General features: G+C 69.4%; 16 protein-coding genes. 10 read left to right on the forward strand and 6 right to left on the reverse strand.

Annotated elements, in window-relative coordinates:
* The first annotated feature begins 95 nt into the window (after window positions 1-95).
* Genes C8E99_RS06740 through C8E99_RS06750 form a run of 3 tightly spaced genes read left to right on the forward strand, consistent with a single transcriptional unit; the run spans window position 96 to window position 3,324 of the window.
* Window positions 96-1,349: a magnesium transporter MgtE N-terminal domain-containing protein gene (locus C8E99_RS06740; RefSeq protein WP_115931640.1), complete on the forward strand. Its 1,254-nt coding sequence runs from the start codon at window positions 96-98 to the stop codon at window positions 1,347-1,349.
* Window positions 1,349-2,134 carry a DUF1003 domain-containing protein gene (locus tag C8E99_RS06745; protein ID WP_115931641.1) on the forward strand — a complete coding sequence of 262 codons (786 nt, stop codon included), beginning with the start codon at window positions 1,349-1,351 and terminating at the stop codon, window positions 2,132-2,134. The genes C8E99_RS06740 and C8E99_RS06745 overlap by 1 nt, the downstream gene beginning before the upstream one ends.
* The gene (locus tag C8E99_RS06750; RefSeq protein WP_115931642.1) at window positions 2,131-3,324 is read left to right on the forward strand and encodes an Mrp/NBP35 family ATP-binding protein; all 1,194 of its coding nucleotides are present in this window, start codon (window positions 2,131-2,133) and stop codon (window positions 3,322-3,324) included. Before C8E99_RS06745 ends, C8E99_RS06750 begins: the two co-directional genes overlap by 4 nt.
* A 74-nt stretch (window positions 3,325-3,398) precedes the next feature.
* Here the strand turns inward: C8E99_RS06750 and C8E99_RS16005 are convergent, their stop codons facing one another.
* Both C8E99_RS16005 and C8E99_RS15750 read right to left on the reverse strand, forming a co-directional pair.
* Window positions 3,399-4,058: a twin-arginine translocase TatA/TatE family subunit gene (locus C8E99_RS16005; protein ID WP_211308994.1), complete on the reverse strand. Its 660-nt coding sequence runs from the start codon at window positions 4,056-4,058 to the stop codon at window positions 3,399-3,401.
* 102 nt (window positions 4,059-4,160) lie between these two features.
* Window positions 4,161-5,435, reverse strand: coding sequence for a zf-HC2 domain-containing protein (locus tag C8E99_RS15750; protein WP_170144543.1), 1,275 nt, complete (start codon window positions 5,433-5,435; stop codon window positions 4,161-4,163).
* 224 nt (window positions 5,436-5,659) lie between these two features.
* Here C8E99_RS15750 and C8E99_RS06770 point away from each other — a divergent pair, with 224 nt between their 5' ends.
* A complete protein-coding gene (locus C8E99_RS06770) occupies window positions 5,660-6,310 on the forward strand; it encodes an O-methyltransferase (RefSeq protein WP_115931644.1) in 651 nt (216 codons plus the stop codon).
* Between the two features lie 120 nt (window positions 6,311-6,430).
* On the opposite strand, the gene C8E99_RS06775 is transcribed toward C8E99_RS06770, so the two are convergent.
* The 3 genes from C8E99_RS06775 to C8E99_RS06785 form a co-directional block, all read right to left on the reverse strand.
* Window positions 6,431-6,601 carry a DUF3117 domain-containing protein gene (locus tag C8E99_RS06775; protein WP_115931645.1) on the reverse strand — a complete coding sequence of 57 codons (171 nt, stop codon included), beginning with the start codon at window positions 6,599-6,601 and terminating at the stop codon, window positions 6,431-6,433.
* 143 nt (window positions 6,602-6,744) lie between these two features.
* On the reverse strand, window positions 6,745-7,071 hold the full coding sequence (locus C8E99_RS06780; protein ID WP_245952135.1) for a DivIVA domain-containing protein: 327 nt from the start codon (window positions 7,069-7,071) through the stop codon (window positions 6,745-6,747).
* Window positions 7,068-7,916, reverse strand: coding sequence for an LOG family protein (locus C8E99_RS06785; protein WP_211308995.1), 849 nt, complete (start codon window positions 7,914-7,916; stop codon window positions 7,068-7,070). Before C8E99_RS06785 ends, C8E99_RS06780 begins: the two co-directional genes overlap by 4 nt.
* 146 nt (window positions 7,917-8,062) lie before the next feature.
* Between C8E99_RS06785 and C8E99_RS06790 the strand changes: the two genes are divergently transcribed.
* The 4 genes from C8E99_RS06790 to C8E99_RS06805 all read left to right on the forward strand — a co-directional run bounded on the left by C8E99_RS06790 (window position 8,063) and on the right by C8E99_RS06805 (window position 11,503).
* Complete coding sequence (locus C8E99_RS06790) at window positions 8,063-8,857, forward strand: amino acid ABC transporter ATP-binding protein (RefSeq protein ID WP_115931646.1); 795 nt, start codon at window positions 8,063-8,065, stop codon at window positions 8,855-8,857.
* Between the two features lie 67 nt (window positions 8,858-8,924).
* Window positions 8,925-9,797 carry a glutamate ABC transporter substrate-binding protein gene (locus C8E99_RS06795; protein ID WP_115931647.1) on the forward strand — a complete coding sequence of 291 codons (873 nt, stop codon included), beginning with the start codon at window positions 8,925-8,927 and terminating at the stop codon, window positions 9,795-9,797.
* A 144-nt stretch (window positions 9,798-9,941) separates the two neighbouring features.
* Entirely contained in the window at window positions 9,942-10,616 is a 675-nt protein-coding gene (locus C8E99_RS06800; RefSeq protein WP_115931648.1) for an amino acid ABC transporter permease, read from the forward strand.
* Entirely contained in the window at window positions 10,613-11,503 is an 891-nt protein-coding gene (locus tag C8E99_RS06805; RefSeq protein WP_115931649.1) for an amino acid ABC transporter permease, read from the forward strand. Before C8E99_RS06800 ends, C8E99_RS06805 begins: the two co-directional genes overlap by 4 nt.
* Before the next feature lie 49 nt (window positions 11,504-11,552).
* On the opposite strand, the gene dapE is transcribed toward C8E99_RS06805, so the two are convergent.
* Window positions 11,553-12,806, reverse strand: coding sequence for a succinyl-diaminopimelate desuccinylase (gene dapE / locus C8E99_RS06810; RefSeq protein WP_115931650.1), 1,254 nt, complete (start codon window positions 12,804-12,806; stop codon window positions 11,553-11,555).
* Window positions 12,807-12,844: 38 nt separating this feature from the next.
* On the opposite strand from dapE, the gene dapD reads away from it, so the two are divergent.
* Window positions 12,845-13,912, forward strand: coding sequence for a 2,3,4,5-tetrahydropyridine-2,6-dicarboxylate N-succinyltransferase (gene dapD, locus C8E99_RS06815; protein ID WP_115931651.1), 1,068 nt, complete (start codon window positions 12,845-12,847; stop codon window positions 13,910-13,912).
* 88 nt (window positions 13,913-14,000) lie between these two features.
* Window positions 14,001-14,855: a hypothetical protein gene (locus tag C8E99_RS06820; protein WP_115931652.1), complete on the forward strand. Its 855-nt coding sequence runs from the start codon at window positions 14,001-14,003 to the stop codon at window positions 14,853-14,855.
* Window positions 14,856-15,010 lie beyond the last annotated feature (155 nt).

Below are 15,010 nucleotides of genomic sequence, written 5' to 3' on the forward strand. Positions count from 1 at the left end.
GCCCCCGAGTTCTCCGCCACCGGCGTAAGGAGACGTGAGAAACAGCGGCTGGCCGGCAGGGTCCACGGCCCGGTCCGGCCGACTAGGATGGATGGGTGAATGCCCCCAAGATCTTCGTCGCCCGCCTGCTGGGCCTGGACGTGTTCGACCCCCTGGGTGACCGTCTGGGCCGCATGCGTGACGCCGTCGTCACCGAGCGCGGGCCGGGCCAGCCACCGGTCGCCGTCGGCATCGTCATCGAGGTGCCGGGCAAGAAACGCGTGTTCGTGCCCATGACCCGCGTCACCTCCATGGGTGCCGGGCAGATCATCACCACGGGGCTCATCAACCTGCGCCGCTTCGAGCGCCGCGGGGCCGAGCTGATGGTCGCCGCCGACCTCTTCGACCGCCGCGTCACCCTCGCCGACGGCTCGGGCCAGGCCGTGCTCGAGGACCTGGGCCTGGAGCAGCAGCGCAACGGCGACTGGCTGGTCAGCGACCTCTATGTCCGGCGGCATGCCAGCCGCAGCGCCTTCGGCCGGGTCCGGGGCGAGCATCTGCTGGTGGGGTGGGGCGAGGCCCGCTGGGCAGCCCGCGAGGAGCCGCAGGGTGCCTCCAGCTTCGTGGCCGCGCACGAGGACCTCAAGGCCGCCGACCTCGCCGACGTGTTGCACGAGATGACGGCCAAGCGCCGCGTGGAGGTGGCCGCGGAGCTGCAGGACGGGCGGCTGGCGGACGTCCTGCAGGAGCTGCCGGACGACGACCAGGTGGAGATCATCTCCAACCTGGACATCGAGCGCGCCGCGGACGTGCTCGAGGAGATGGACCCGGACGATGCCGCCGACCTCCTCCACGAGCTCTCCGACTCCCAGCAGGAACTCCTGCTGGAGCTGATGGAGCCGGAGGACGCGGACGACGTCCGCCGCCTCATGGAATACGAGGAGAACACCGCCGGGTCGGTCATGACGCCGGTGCCGGTCATCATGCCGCCCGAGGCCACCGTGGCCGAGGCGCTGGCAAACATCCGCCAGCAGGAGTTCACCCCCGCCATGGCCTCACTGGTGATCGTGGCCCGGCCCCCGCTGGAGACCCCCACCGGCCGCTACCTCGGCGTGGTGCACTTCCAGCGGCTGCTGCGCTATCCCCCGCCGGAGCCGCTGGGCAACATCCTGGACAAGGATCTCGAGCCGGTCTCCGACCTCATGCCCCTGCCGGCCGTGACCCGTGAACTGGCCACCTACAACCTGACCTGCATCCCGGTGGTCAACGAACACCACCGGGTGGTCGGTGCCGTGACCGTGGACGACGTGCTGGACCACCTGCTGCCGGACGACTGGCGCAGCATGGACGAGCCCGAGGAGGTGTCCTGATGGCGGACAAGAACCCCGAGATCACCGGCCCACGCCGGACCGGCCTCGACACGCCATTGCGCGCGCGAGGACGCCGCTGGCCCCGGCTGAGCCCCAATCCGGATGCGTTCGGCGAGGCCACGGAGGGCTTCGCCCGGTTCATGGGGACACCCCAGTTCCTGCTGTGGATGACCATCTTCTGCGCCGTCTGGCTCGGCTGGAACACCTTCGCCCCCGAGATGTGGCGCTTCGACTCCTCCGCCATCGGCTTCACCGCCCTGACCCTGGTGCTGTCCCTGCAGGCCTCCTACGCCGCCCCGCTGCTGCTGCTGGCGCAGAACCGGCAGGACGACCGGGACAAGGTGTCCCTGCGGGAGGACCGCAACCGCGCCGAACGCAACCTCGCGGACACCGAATACCTCACCCGAGAGCTGGCCGGCCTGCGCATCGCGCTGCAGGACGTGGCCACCCGCGACTTCGTGCGCTCGGAGATGCGCGATGCCGTCGCCGAGATCACCGAGGAGCTCAAGGACGAGGTGCGCGAGAAGATGCGTGCCGAGATCCTGGCCGAGTTGGACCAGAATCCCGACGCCGGCCCGGCACCGAAGCCGTCAGGGTCCAGCCCCCGGAAGCACAAGAAGAAGAAGAACCGGCCCAGCCGCGAAGCCCGCGAACGCATCGAGGGCGACGAGGACGGCCCCCAGACCACCACGTTGGCCATCATGGCCGCCGAGGAGGCAGACCAGCCTGCCCCGGCTGACCTCGCTGACTCGCAGGACAACCCCAAGGACACCCCCTCCGTATGACCGACACCCCCGGCACCCCCGGCGCAACTGGCACCTTCGACACCCCCGAGTTGACCACGGACCTGGAACGGGCCGCGTGGGTCCGGCTCGGCTCCGTTCTGGACCCGGAGATCCGGCGCCCGGTCACCGAGCTGGGCATGGTCGCCTCGATCACCGAGTCGGCCGAGCCAACCGGCACCGGTACTGGCCATCTCACCATCGGCATCCGCCTGACCATCGCCGGCTGCCCCCTCCGGGACACCATCACGCAGGACGTGGAGCGGGCCTTGGAGGGGCTGGAAGGCTGCACGGGCGTCGAGGTCGTCATGGCCGTCATGACCGCCGAGCAGCGTGCCTCGCTCAAGGAGCTGCTGACCGCTGGCCGTCCGAAGAACCAGTTCGAGAAGGGCTCGCTGGCCCGGGTCTACGCGGTCGCCTCCGGCAAGGGCGGCGTCGGCAAGTCCACCGTCACGGCCAACCTCGCCACCGCCCTGGCGGACCGGGGTCTGTCCGTCGGACTGGTGGACGCTGACATCCATGGCTTCTCCATCCCTGGTCTGCTCGGCACCACGGCCAAGCCGACCCGGGTGGACGAGATGATCCTGCCTCCGGTGGCCCAGGGCGTGAAGGTGATCTCGATCGGCATGTTCCTCGACGCCGACCGGCCGGTCGCCTGGCGCGGGCCCATGCTGCACCGGGCCCTCGAGCAGTTCGTCACGGACGTCTACTGGGGTGACCTGGACGTCCTCTTGGTTGACCTTCCGCCGGGCACCGGAGACATCGCGATCTCTGCCGCCCAGCTGCTGCCGACCTCCGAGCTGCTCATCGTCACCACGCCCCAACAGGCGGCGGCACAGGTCGCGGCCCGGGCTGGCGAACTCGCGGAACAGACGGGCCAGCAGGTCGCCGGTGTCATCGAGAACATGGCGGCCATGACCCTGCCGGACGGCACCGTTCTGGATCTCTTCGGCTCCGGCGGTGGCCAGACCGTCGCGGACCGGCTCACCGGCTCCCTCGGTCATGCGGTGCCCCTGTTGGGCTCGGTCCCGCTGGACCCCCTGCTGCGCGAGGACGGCGACGGCGGCACCCCGGTGGTCCTGGAACACCCGGACTCCGCGGCGGGGACGGAACTGCGTCGCATCGCGGGTTCCCTGGCCGTGCGACCGCGCGGTCTCTCCGGCCTGAAGTTGCCGGTCACCCCCCGGGACTGATCGGGTCTCCAGCACAACCCGGCTACGTGGCGGCTACGTGGCGTGCGCCTACGTGGCGGCTACGTGGCGTGGGCCTATGTGGCGTCGACGTCGAAGGGTGCCGGATCGCGCGGAGTGGCCGGAGCAACGACGGCCCCGGCTGTCTGACCAGCTTCTGCGCCTGCATCTGCACTGCCGACGCCACCCGCACCGGGGCTTTCACGCTCGTCGACACTGTCACCGGCATCACTGTCACCGGTATCGGAGCGTTCGCCGTCACTGGCACCCGCACGTCCGGCGGCGTGGGTCGTCGAACGGCTGGACGTCTTGCCGAAGAACAGGGCGCGGGGATCCATATCCTTGAGGTCCTCGCGCAGCTCATCTCGCTGGGAGCGCACGGAGTCGAGTTCACTCCGGAGGCCGCTCCGTGCCACCGTGCTGGGTCCACCGGCCTGGCCGGAGGCGCTGGCCGCGCCTGAGCCCGAGGCATCCCCGTCCACGGGGTCGGCGAGGGCGTCCTTGATGATGCGGCGGGGGTCGTACTGGCGGGGGTCGTACTTCTTCCAGTCGATCTCGTCGAAGTCGGTGCCCGTCTCTTCCCTGAACTGGGTCTTGGCGCCCTCGGCCATGCGCCGCAGGTTGCGGATCCATTCGGTGAGTTTCCGCGCGTACTCAGGGAGCTTCTCCGGTCCGAGGATGAGCACGGCCAGCAGGGCCAGGATGATCAGCTCAGCGCCGTTGATACCGAAGGTCACAAGTCCTCAGCCTACCCGAGCGGCAGGACGACGCTGGAGGTGGTCAGATCGCCCGTCCTGTGCTCGTCCGTCATCTGCCCGCGCCAGATTCGGCAGCGGTCATCAGGTGCCCTCATCGTGCTCGTCCATCCAGGGCAGGAGTCGTTCGAAACCCCGGGCCAGGCGTTCCGCAGGCCGTTCGGGCGCTGTCCCCGACTGGACGCGGGACTGCTCCGAGATGACCACGAGGGTCATCACGCGCTCTGCGCGGTCCACCGGCAAGTCTGAATCCACTGTGTAGGAGGCGTTCGCGGTCTGCGCCGTGGCCGTCCATGTGCCGTCGCCCAGATCAAGGACGGACATCTCCACGCCGACGGGCAGCCTGTGTGTCTCCCCGGTCGCGGCCACGGTGGCGGCCAAGGCTGCGGCGCGGAGGTCCCCGTTCGCCATGGGACAGCCGGGGACCCCGGCGTCCTCGCCCAGCGAGCGGCACTCGTGCAGCACCAGTGAGGCCTCCTCACCCTGGAGCGACATCACCACCTCGGCGGTCTCCTCCTCCACAATCCAACCCGTGGATTCGTGGTGCAGTCCCAGTCCGTTCAGGGACGGGACGTTCCACCCCAGTCGCCGCAGGTCGGTGACCTTTTCCGGGGTCAATTCCCTGGTCTCGGCCAGGGAGGCTCCGGCGGAGACCTTGCCCTCGGCCGGATGGGCGGATCCCGACGGCGAGGGGAGGGAGGGGGCCAGCGCCGGACCGCCGATGCCGGCCGGCGACAGCACCGCGGGACCTCCACTGGAGTCGTCGGTGGTGCCAGCGCCGGGGTCGTCGGCCTCAGAGCCCGCGGCAGACGTGCTCCCAGCGTTCGGCGCCCCGGACGGCACAGGTGAGGCACCGGCGTCGGGATCCGCCGTGGAGGAGTTCACGGAGGCGGACGGCAGAAGGAGGTTCTCCCCGGTCTCCGGACCGGCGACAGCCTCCGGATCACCCGCGATCCAGGCGGTGGACAGCACCGCCACGGCAGCCAGGCCGATGGCGCCCAGTCCCATGACCACCTTCCAGCCGGCCACGCCCTGGCGTTCTTCCAACACGGGCGGCACAGCAGGACGGGACCCGGTGGCGGGCTCCCCGGCGTGCGACGGCCACGTGTAGGGCGACGGTGGCACCGTCCACTGCGATGCCGGATCGGACGAAGAAGACGGGTACGACGAATTGGTCGAGGAAGCAGTCGGAGGGGACGACAAGGATGAAGCGGCTTGCAGGATGCGTTCGCGCTGCCCCACCTCGTGACGGCAGTCGGCACACTGCTCGAGATGGAGGGAGATCCGCTCGCGGGCGGCCGGGGAGAGGGCATCCTCCACATAGGAGTCGAATCGTGCCCGGGGATGGAAGACCGCCATCAGCGCGGGCCCTTCCCTCCGGAGGTGTGTGCGGGGAGCGGCACGAAGGGGGTGGTGCAGTTGGGAATGATCACTGCAGTCGACTCCTTTCCGTACCCATCCAGTCTGGCCTCTTTTGCTGTGAGGAGCCTGAGCATGGGAGCGTGTCGGTTGAATCGCCGTAGACTGGACTGCCGGTCGGCACCCCCGACTCCCCCGCCGCACGAGAGAATCGAGCACGCCCCATGAAGGCCCTGAGCCCCCACCAGACGGACAAGCATGCCAGCTGGGCATTCGCGGAGTCCCGTCCGGCCGAGGACGACGTGCTCCTGCGGGCCCGGGAACGGTCCTCCGACCTGGGGATCGTGCCGGTCACCGAGGGCACTGCCGCCCTGCTGACCGTCTTGGCCGCCACCCGCTCCCCCTCGACCCTGGTGGAGATCGGCACCGGTGCCGGCGTCTCCGGCATCGCCCTGATGCGCGGTCTCACCCGGGACGCCATGCTGACCACCATCGACCCCGATGCCGAGGCCCTGCGCGCGGCCCGCGAGGGGTTCGCCGAAGGCGGGTTCCCCGCCAACCGCACCCGCATGATCACGGGCCGGGCCCGCACCGTGGTCCCGCGGCTCAACAGCAAGGCCTACGACCTGGTGTTCCTCGATGCGGACAAGGCCTCGCTGGTCTTCCACGTGGAGCAGGCCGCCCGGCTGCTGCGTCCCGGAGGGCTGCTGGTCGTCAACGACGCCCTCGACGAGGATCGAGTCCCCAAGCCCGCCGTCCGCGAGGCATCTACCGTGGCCGCCCGGGAGGCCGGCAAACTGTTGCGGGACGAGGAGACCTGGCATTCCGCGTTGGTCCCCACCGGGTCCGGCGTGCTGTTGGCCGTGCGCCGCTGAACGACCAGACCGCCACTGCCCGGGCCCCGTCCGGGCAGGAGGAAGCCCCCGGGTCCACCGCCTTCGAGCTGTGGATCCGGGGGCTTCCTGGTACCGGACGTGCCACGCCGGTCAGGGAAGTCAGGCGTCGGTGACGCCGACGAGGCACTCCCTGAGCGCGTTCGCCTCATCCTTGTTGAGTTCAAGCACCAGGCGACCGCCGCCGTCGATCGGCACGCGCATGATCAGGCTCCGGCCCTCCTTGGTCACTTCCATGGGACCATCCCCGGTACGAGGCTTCATGGCTGCCATCTGTGTTCCCTTCTCGATGCGGTCCCCCTCGTCACAGCGAGGCCGCAAGACTATACGTGCGGCCGTCAGGGCTAAGGCATCCCCTGGCGGCCCGCGGAGCGCTTGACACCCCTATTATTCCGGATTCGGCGCGGTGCCGCTAATCACACGACGTCATCTGCACTTTGGCCCGGTATTCTCCCCGCCCGTTGACGCAGACTCGCGATCTCCGCATCCCGCTCGGCCAAGGCCCCGGACAGCGTCTCGAGCACCTCGTCGACCTGGTCCATGCGGTATCCGCGCAGCCCCGGCGAAAAGCGCAGCGCGTCCACATCGCCCGCCTCCGGGGCCGGAGGCAGCAGGACGGGCGGCAGGGCACGCACAGGCTCGGACAGCGGCGCTGCGAACCCGGTCCTGCCCGTGACCGCCAGGGCGAGAAGCCCCACCACCACGACGGCGGCCACCAGGACCAGCACCATGAACACGTTCACTGGGGGTCCCCCGCCGCAAACCCGTGGTCCGCCGTGATCCGCTGGTGGTCCGGGTCCCAGTCCTCCCGATCGGGCCAGCGCCTGCCGGCCACCGTGTTGAGCACCAGGTGCACGGCCTCTTCCGGGGAGTCGGCCAGCTGGAGCAGGCTCACGTCGGCGGGATTGACCATGCCGCGCTCGACCAGGCTGTCCCTGATCCAGTCCACCAGCGGGCCCCAGAAGTCCCGCCCCAGCAGCACCACCGGAAAGGCGGTGACCTTCCCGGTCTGGACCAGGGTGAGGGCCTCGAACAGCTCGTCCAGGGTGCCCAGCCCGCCGGGGACCACCACGAATCCCTGGGAGTACTTCAGGAACATCACCTTGCGCACGAAGAAATACCGGAAGTCGACGCCGAGGTCCACCCAGTCGTTCATGCCCTGCTCATGGGGCAACTCGATGCCCAGGCCGATGGACAGCCCGCCGGCCTCCTTGGCGCCACGGTTCGCCGCCTCCATGGCCCCGGGCCCGCCTCCGGTGACCACGCCGAAACCGGCTTCCGCCAGTCGGCGCCCCACCTCGCGGGCCTGCTCGTACTCGGCGGCGCCCGGTCCCGTGCGCGCGGACCCGAACACGGAGATGGCGGGCCCGAGGTCCGCCAGGGCACCGAAGCCCTCGACGAACTCGCCTTGGATGCGCAGCACCCGCCACGCGTCCGTGGTGGTGGACTGCCGCTCCGATGACCGGGGGTCGTCGGAACTGAGCAGCATCTGGTCGAAGGTCGGGCCGGCGGCGGCCGCACCGCGCAGGGTTTGAGGGCCGCGCCGGATGCGCGGGGCGGAGGCGCCCCCATCTCCATCATGTGACATGGGCCCAGCCTATCGCCGCACCGGGCCCCACGGCCCCGGGCCGAATCGCGCAAGAAGTGTTTCAGAAGGGCAACGATTGGATTAAATGCGCCCTGACGACGACCTCTTGATGATCTGGCCTGATCTTGTCCTATAGTCTCTCCCCTATGACGCAGAGCACACCGGCCCCGACGGATCCCCCCGCAGCCGACTCCACCGCGAAGCGAGCCCTCGTTGAACTCGACAACGTCAACAAGCACTTCGGTTCGTTCCAGGCCCTGAAGGACATCAACCTGACCATCCCCGAGGGACAGGTGGCGATCGTCATCGGCCCCTCCGGCTCCGGCAAGTCAACGCTCTGCCGCACCATCAACCGCCTCGAGACCATCGATGAGGGCGGCACCATCCGCATCGATGGAAAGCCGCTCCCCGCGGAGGGCAAGGGCCTCGCCCAGTTGCGGGCCGACGTCGGGATGGTGTTCCAGTCCTTCAATCTCTTCGCCCACAAGTCGATCGTGGAGAACGTGACCCTGGGGCCGATCAAGGTCAAGGGCGTCAAGAAGTCCCAGGCCAACGACGAGGCCATGGCCCTGCTGGAACGCGTCGGGGTCGCGCAGCAGGCCAAGAAGATGCCGGCCCAGCTCTCCGGCGGCCAGCAGCAGCGCGTCGCCATCGCCCGGGCGCTGGCCATGAGGCCCAAGGTGATGCTCTTCGACGAACCGACGTCCGCCCTGGACCCGGAGATGGTCCAGGAGGTCCTGGACGTCATGGTCCAGCTGGCCCATGAGGGCATGACCATGGTCGTGGTCACCCACGAGATGGGCTTCGCCCGCAAGGCCGGCGACCGCGTCATCTTCATGGACGAGGGTGCCATCCTCGAGGACACCGATCCGGAATCCTTCTTCATGAATCCGCAGCACCCCCGGGCCAAGGACTTCCTCGGGAAGATCCTGACCCACTGACCACCACCGTCACCACATCATCACCCGCATCACCGCACCCATCATCAGTACCGCCTCTGGAGGAACAATGCGCAAGAAGCTCCTTTCCACCGCCGCCATCGCCGCGTCGGCCGCCCTCGTCCTGTCCGCCTGCTCGCCGTCCTCCACCGAGGAGGGTGGCGAGACCGGCGGCAGCGAGACCGCAGGTGGCGGCGATTCCGTCCGCATCGGCATCAAGTTCGACCAGCCGGGTCTCGGCTTCCGCGAGGGCAACAGCGATCCGACCGGATTCGACGTGGACGTGGCCAAGTACGTGGCCACCGAGTTGGGCTACACCGAGGACCAGATCGAATGGGTCCAGACCCCCTCCGCCAACCGGGAAAATGCCCTGGAGGGCGGCGAGGTCGACATGATCTTCGCGACCTACTCGATCACCGACGAGCGCGCCGAGCGCGTGGGCTTCGCCGGACCGTACTTCGTGGCCGGCCAGGACCTGTTGGTCCGCGCGGACGATACCGAGATCACCGGCCCGGAGGACCTGGAGGGCAAGAACCTGTGCTCGGTGACCGGCTCCACCTCCGCCCAGACCATCCAGGACGAGTACGCCGAGGGCGTGGAACTGGTGGAACAGGGCGGCTACGCCGAGTGCGTGACCTACCTCGAGTCCGGCCAGGTGGACGCCGTCACCACCGACGACATCATCCTCGCCGGCCTCGCCGCGACCCCGGAGAACTCCGGCAAGTTCAAGGTCGTGGGCAACGCCTTCACCGTGGAGCGCTACGGTGTCGGCATCCCGCAGGGTTCCGAGGAGTGCCAGGCCATCAACGACGCCATCACCAAGATGAAGGACGAGGGCGCCTGGGAAGAGGCCCTGACCGCCAACACCGAGGGCACCGGGTACACCCCCGACGAGGAGCTGAACAACGGCCCCGAGGCAGAGCTGGAATCCTGCGAGGCCTGATCACCACCATGTGATCACCACCATCGCACCGTGATGCGGCGGTGGGCCGGGCACCTGCCCTGCTCACCGTCGCCCTCCTCCGGCCACACCACCGGCCACGGCCCCGACGCACCCCTAGCCAGCGGCCACTGACACAGGAAGCTCATGAACGGATTCCTCGAACTCTTCGCCGACTATGACATCCTCGGCGCCTTCTGGATGAACGTCCGGCTGACGTTCCTGGCGGCCATCGGCTCCTTCGTCCTCGGCACCATCCTGGCCGTCTTCCGGATCTCTCCCGTCGGCTCCCTCCGGAGCATCGGCACGGCCTACGTGAACACGGTCCGCAACACCCCGTTGACCATCATTATGGTGCTCGGCGTGCTGGCCGTATGGGGCCAGCTGCAGATCACGTTCTCCTCGGACTTCGACCTGAACTTCTTCACCTACGCCGTGATCTCGTTGACCCTCTACCACGCGGCGTTCGTCTGCGAGGCGATCCGCTCGGGCGTCAACACGGTCCCCCTCGGCCAGGCCGAGGCCGCGCGGGCGATCGGGCTCAGCTTCCTGCCCGCCGCCCGCCTGGTGGTGCTCCCCCAGGCCCTGCGCGGCGCGATCACGCCGCTCGGCAACACGCTCATCGCCCTGACCAAGAACACCACGGTGGCCGCGGCAGCCTCCGTGGCCGAGGCCTCCGGGCTGATGAGGACCATGATCGAGTTCAACCCGGACCTGATGATCTACATCTTCCTCACCATCGCGATCGGATTCTGCATCATCGTGATTCCCATGGGCATCCTGACCACCTGGCTCTCCGACAAATTGGCGGTGGCCCGATGAAGGCACAGGCCTCCGTCCTCTTCGACGCCCCGGGTCCGAGGGCCCGGCGCAACATCCTGATCTCCAATGCGATCGCCCTCGCCGTGGTCCTGTTCGTGGTCGTCCTCGTGCTGATGCAGCTGGATCGACAGGGTCAGCTGGCCCCCGCCCAGTGGACCAATGCCCTCAACGCCAACGCCTGGACCAACTATTACCTGCCGGGTCTGCAGTTCACCCTGCAGTCCTCCGGCATCGCCGTGGTGACGGCGCTGGTCTTCGGGCTCGTCTTCGGCTTCCTGCGGTTGGCGCCTTTTGCCATCATCCGCGGGATCTCCGGTGTCATCGTCGAGTTCTTCCGCGCCGTTCCGGTGCTGGTGATGATGTTCTTCCTGTACTTCTTCTTCTCGCGCGTGGTGGCCCCCACCGGCTTCATCGCCTCTTCGGACGCCGCCTACTACGGCGTGATCGTGGGCCTGACTCTGTACAACGGGGCCGTGATCGCCGAGTTGGTCCGCTCGGGTGTGAGGTCCCTACCCAAGGGCCAGCGCGAGGCGGCGGCTGCCGTCGGCATGACGAACAACCAGTCATTGCGGCTCGTGGAGGTGCCGCAGGCGCTGACCGCCATGCTGCCGTCCCTGCTCAGTCAGTTCGTGGTCATCCTCAAGGACTCCGCCCTGGGCTACCTGATCGGCTTCTACGAGCTGCTGCAGTATTCCCGCCAGCTGGGCTCGGGCTACTCGAACATCCTGCAGACGCTGGTGGTGGCGGCGCTGATCTTCATCATCATCAACTTCATCCTGACCTGGCTGGCGACGAAGCTGGCCGGCACCCTGTCCTCCCGCACCGGTGGAGACACTGCCCCGGCCACGTCCACCACCATGGTGTCCACCATCGAAATCGCCAAGTAGGCCTGGCCGGTAGGTCCGGCCGCCGGCTCGGAGCCCGATCCGCAGCAGATCAGGATGAGGAGGGTGCCGGGCTGGCGGGCGGTACCAGCCACCGGCGCAAGGCGGCCAGGCAGTCACGCACGGCACCGGCGGTGACATGCTCGTCGTCCGTGTGGGCCAGCAGTGCGTCCCCGGGGCCGAAGTTCACCGCCGGCACCCCGAGCTCGGAGAACCGGGCGACGTCCGTCCAGCCGTACTTCGGCATCGGCGTTCCCCCCACGGCTGCAACGAAGGCGGCGGCGGCCGGACGGTCCAGTCCCGGCCGGGCCGAGGGCGACTCGTCGACGACCTCCACCCGGTCACGTCCGATGCCGGCCTCGGCCAGCACCGCGTACACGTGCGCATGGGCCTGCCCGAGGTCCTTGTCCGGGGCGAACCGGTAGTTGATCTCCACGGTGCAGGCGTCCGGGATGACGTTGCCGGCGGTCCCTCCGTGGATCCGGACCGCGTTCAGGCCCTCCCTGTAGTCGAGTCCCTCGACCGTGATGGTGGCAGGCTGATAGGCGGCCAGCGTTGCCAGCAGGGGCCCTGCCGCGTGGATGGCGTTCTCCCCCTTCCAGGCCCGCCCGGAGTGGGCCGCGATCCCGGGCACCGTGACGACGTAGCGATTGGTCCCGTTGCAACCGCCCTCCACCACACCGTCGGTGGGCTCCAGCAGCACGGCGAAGTCGGCCTGCACCAGCTCCGGCGCCTCACGGGCCACCCGGGCCAGCCCCGAGTGCTCGGAACCGACCTCCTCATGGTCGTAGAACACCCAGGTGACGTCGTGCGCGGGGAGGGGGCCGGCGTCGTGCCCGATCCATCCGGCCAGCGCCAGCTGGACGGCTACCCCGGACTTCATGTCCGTGGCACCACGGCCGTAGAGCACGTCCGCATCCGCAGGGCTGACCGGCCCGGTTCCGGGCGTCTCGGGTCCGGACGTCAGGGTCCCGACTCCGGCCGGCGACTCCCAGCTGGAGGGCACCGTCCCGCGCGCGCCGGGGGTGGTGGGCAGCGGCACCGTGTCCAGGTGCCCGGCGAGCACGACGCGGGCCGGCAGCCCGAAGTTGGTGCGCGCCACGACGCTGTCCCCGATGCGGTGGATCTCCAGCCGCGGCAGGACGCGCAGGGCAGCCTCGACAGCGTCGGCCAGCGGGGTCTCGTGGTCGGAGACCGAGGGGATGTCCAGCAGCGCGGCCGTCAGCGCGGCCACATCCGAGTCGAGGCGAGGCAGGACGGGGACGGGATGGCCGGATCCGGGCCCGGCGTGGCTGGCGCTTTTCATGCCCGTCAGTCTAAGTCCGGGCCAGTAGAATGTTTTCCATGACTTCTCCCCCCACCCAGCCGGGTTCCAGCCTGTCCGCCGACCGTTCCGACCACGCCGATGCTGCTCGTGCAGGCGGCGTGCGCACGGCCTCAGGCGTCGGGCTGGCCACGGTGGCGGAGGACGGCACCGTGCTCGATGTCTGGTATCCCGCCCCGGTGCTCGGCCCGGACGGCGGAGGGCTGGAGGCCGAGCTGGCCGCGGTGGCGGTCACCGACGCCGACCGGGGTACCCGCCAGCAGGTCCACACCGTGCAGATCGATCTCGATGCAGCCCCCGCAGACGCCCTGGACGCCTGGTTGCGCCTGCACCTGCTGTCCCACCGGCTGGTGCGGCCGAACACCATCAACCTGGACGGCGTCTTCGGGGTACTGGCCAACGTGGTGTGGACGAACTTCGGCCCCTGCCTGCCGGCCGGATTCGAGACCACGCGGCTCCGGCTGCGCGCCCGCGGTCCCGTGCAGGTCTACGGCGTGGACAAGTTCCCCCGCATGACCGACTACGTGGTGCCCACCGGCGTGCGCATCGGTGATGCCGACCGGGTCCGGCTCGGGGCCCACCTGGCCGAGGGCACCACCGTGATGCACGAGGGCTTCGTGAACTTCAACGCCGGCACGTTCGGCGCCTCCATGGTCGAGGGCCGGATCTCGGCCGGCGTCGTGGTCGGTGACGGCTCCGATGTGGGCGGCGGCGCTTCCATCATGGGCACCCTCTCCGGAGGGGGGTCCCAGCGGATCACCATCGGCGAGCGGGTGCTGCTGGGCGCCAACTCCGGGGTGGGCATCTCCGTGGGCGACGACTCCGTGATCGAGGCCGGGCTCTACATCACGGCCGGCACCCGGGTTGCCGTGCGCATGGACTCCCGTGACGGGTCCACTGGGGAGACAGGCGGGAAGGCTGGCGGAGAGGCTGCTGGAGAGGGCACCCACGAGACCACGGTCAAGGCCCTCGATCTCTCGGGCGTCCCCCACCTGCTGTTCCGCCGCGATTCCTCCACCGGCCAGGTCCAGGCCCTGCCTCGCGCCGGCCAGACGGTCGCCCTGAACGACGCCCTGCACGCCAACTGACTCAGCGTCACCGGACCATGCCGAACCCAGCCGTGTCGCGATCACCGAGACCGTCCACCCTGGACCGCGGGCGAGGGGTGTTGCACCGATGAGCAAGCGTTCCCGGCGGCGCTGGCGTGCGCTGGTGGTCCTCGTGCTCTGCCTGGCCGTGGTGACCGCCGGCGCGTGGGCGGCCTCCCGGTTCATCGACTCCTCGGAGATCCTGGTCCGGGAGCACTGCACGGCGATCGTCGGAACCGACTCCTTCAGGCTCGCTCCCGACCAGGCGGCCAACGCCGCCCTGATCTCCGCGGTATCCCTGGACCGCGGCCTGCCGGCCCGGGCCGCCTCGATCGGCATCGCCACGGGCATCCAGGAATCGAAGCTGCGCAACATCGACTACGGGGACGAGGCCGGCCCGGACTCGCGGGGCCTGTTCCAGCAGAGGCCGTCTCAGGGCTGGGGCTCCGAGGAACAGGTCATGGACCCGGTCTACGCGGCGAACCGCTTCTACCAGGAGCTGGAGGAGCTGGTGCCGGACTTCGAGGACCTCGACATCACGGTGGCCGCCCAGAAGGTCCAGCGCTCGGCCTTCCCCGATGCCTACGCCGACCACGAGCCTGAGGGCCGGGCCTATGCCTCGGCGCTGACCGGGCACTCCCCCGCTGCCCTGAACTGTGTGCTGAAGTCGCCGGCAGAGCCCGGCGACGCTGCGGCCATGTCCGCCGCCCTGCAGGACCAGTTGTCCTCGGCGCAGCCCCAGGTGTCCGACGACGGCCGCACGGCCACCATCCCGGCCTCCGGGACGCGAGGCTGGGCTCTCGTGCAGTGGGCCGTGGCCAACGCCGACCAGTTCGGCATCACCTCTGCCTCGTTCGGCGGACAGGGCTGGGTCCGAGCGGATCACGGCTGGGCCCCAGCCACGGGCACCGACGGCGCGGTGACCCTCACCTTCGCGGGTTGACCCGCGGCCTCTCCGCCCGCGGTCAGCCCGCCTGCAGTCCCCTATTAACCCGGCGATCGTGACGAGTCACCGTGATAATCACGGTGACTCGTCACGATCGGTGGGTTAACTGCTGGGGCCGCCCGTGAACTGCTGAGACCGGCTAGGACGCCAAC

Origin of the sequence: Citricoccus muralis (assembly GCF_003386075.1) — a bacterium.
Lineage (GTDB): Bacteria > Actinomycetota > Actinomycetes > Actinomycetales > Micrococcaceae > Citricoccus > Citricoccus muralis.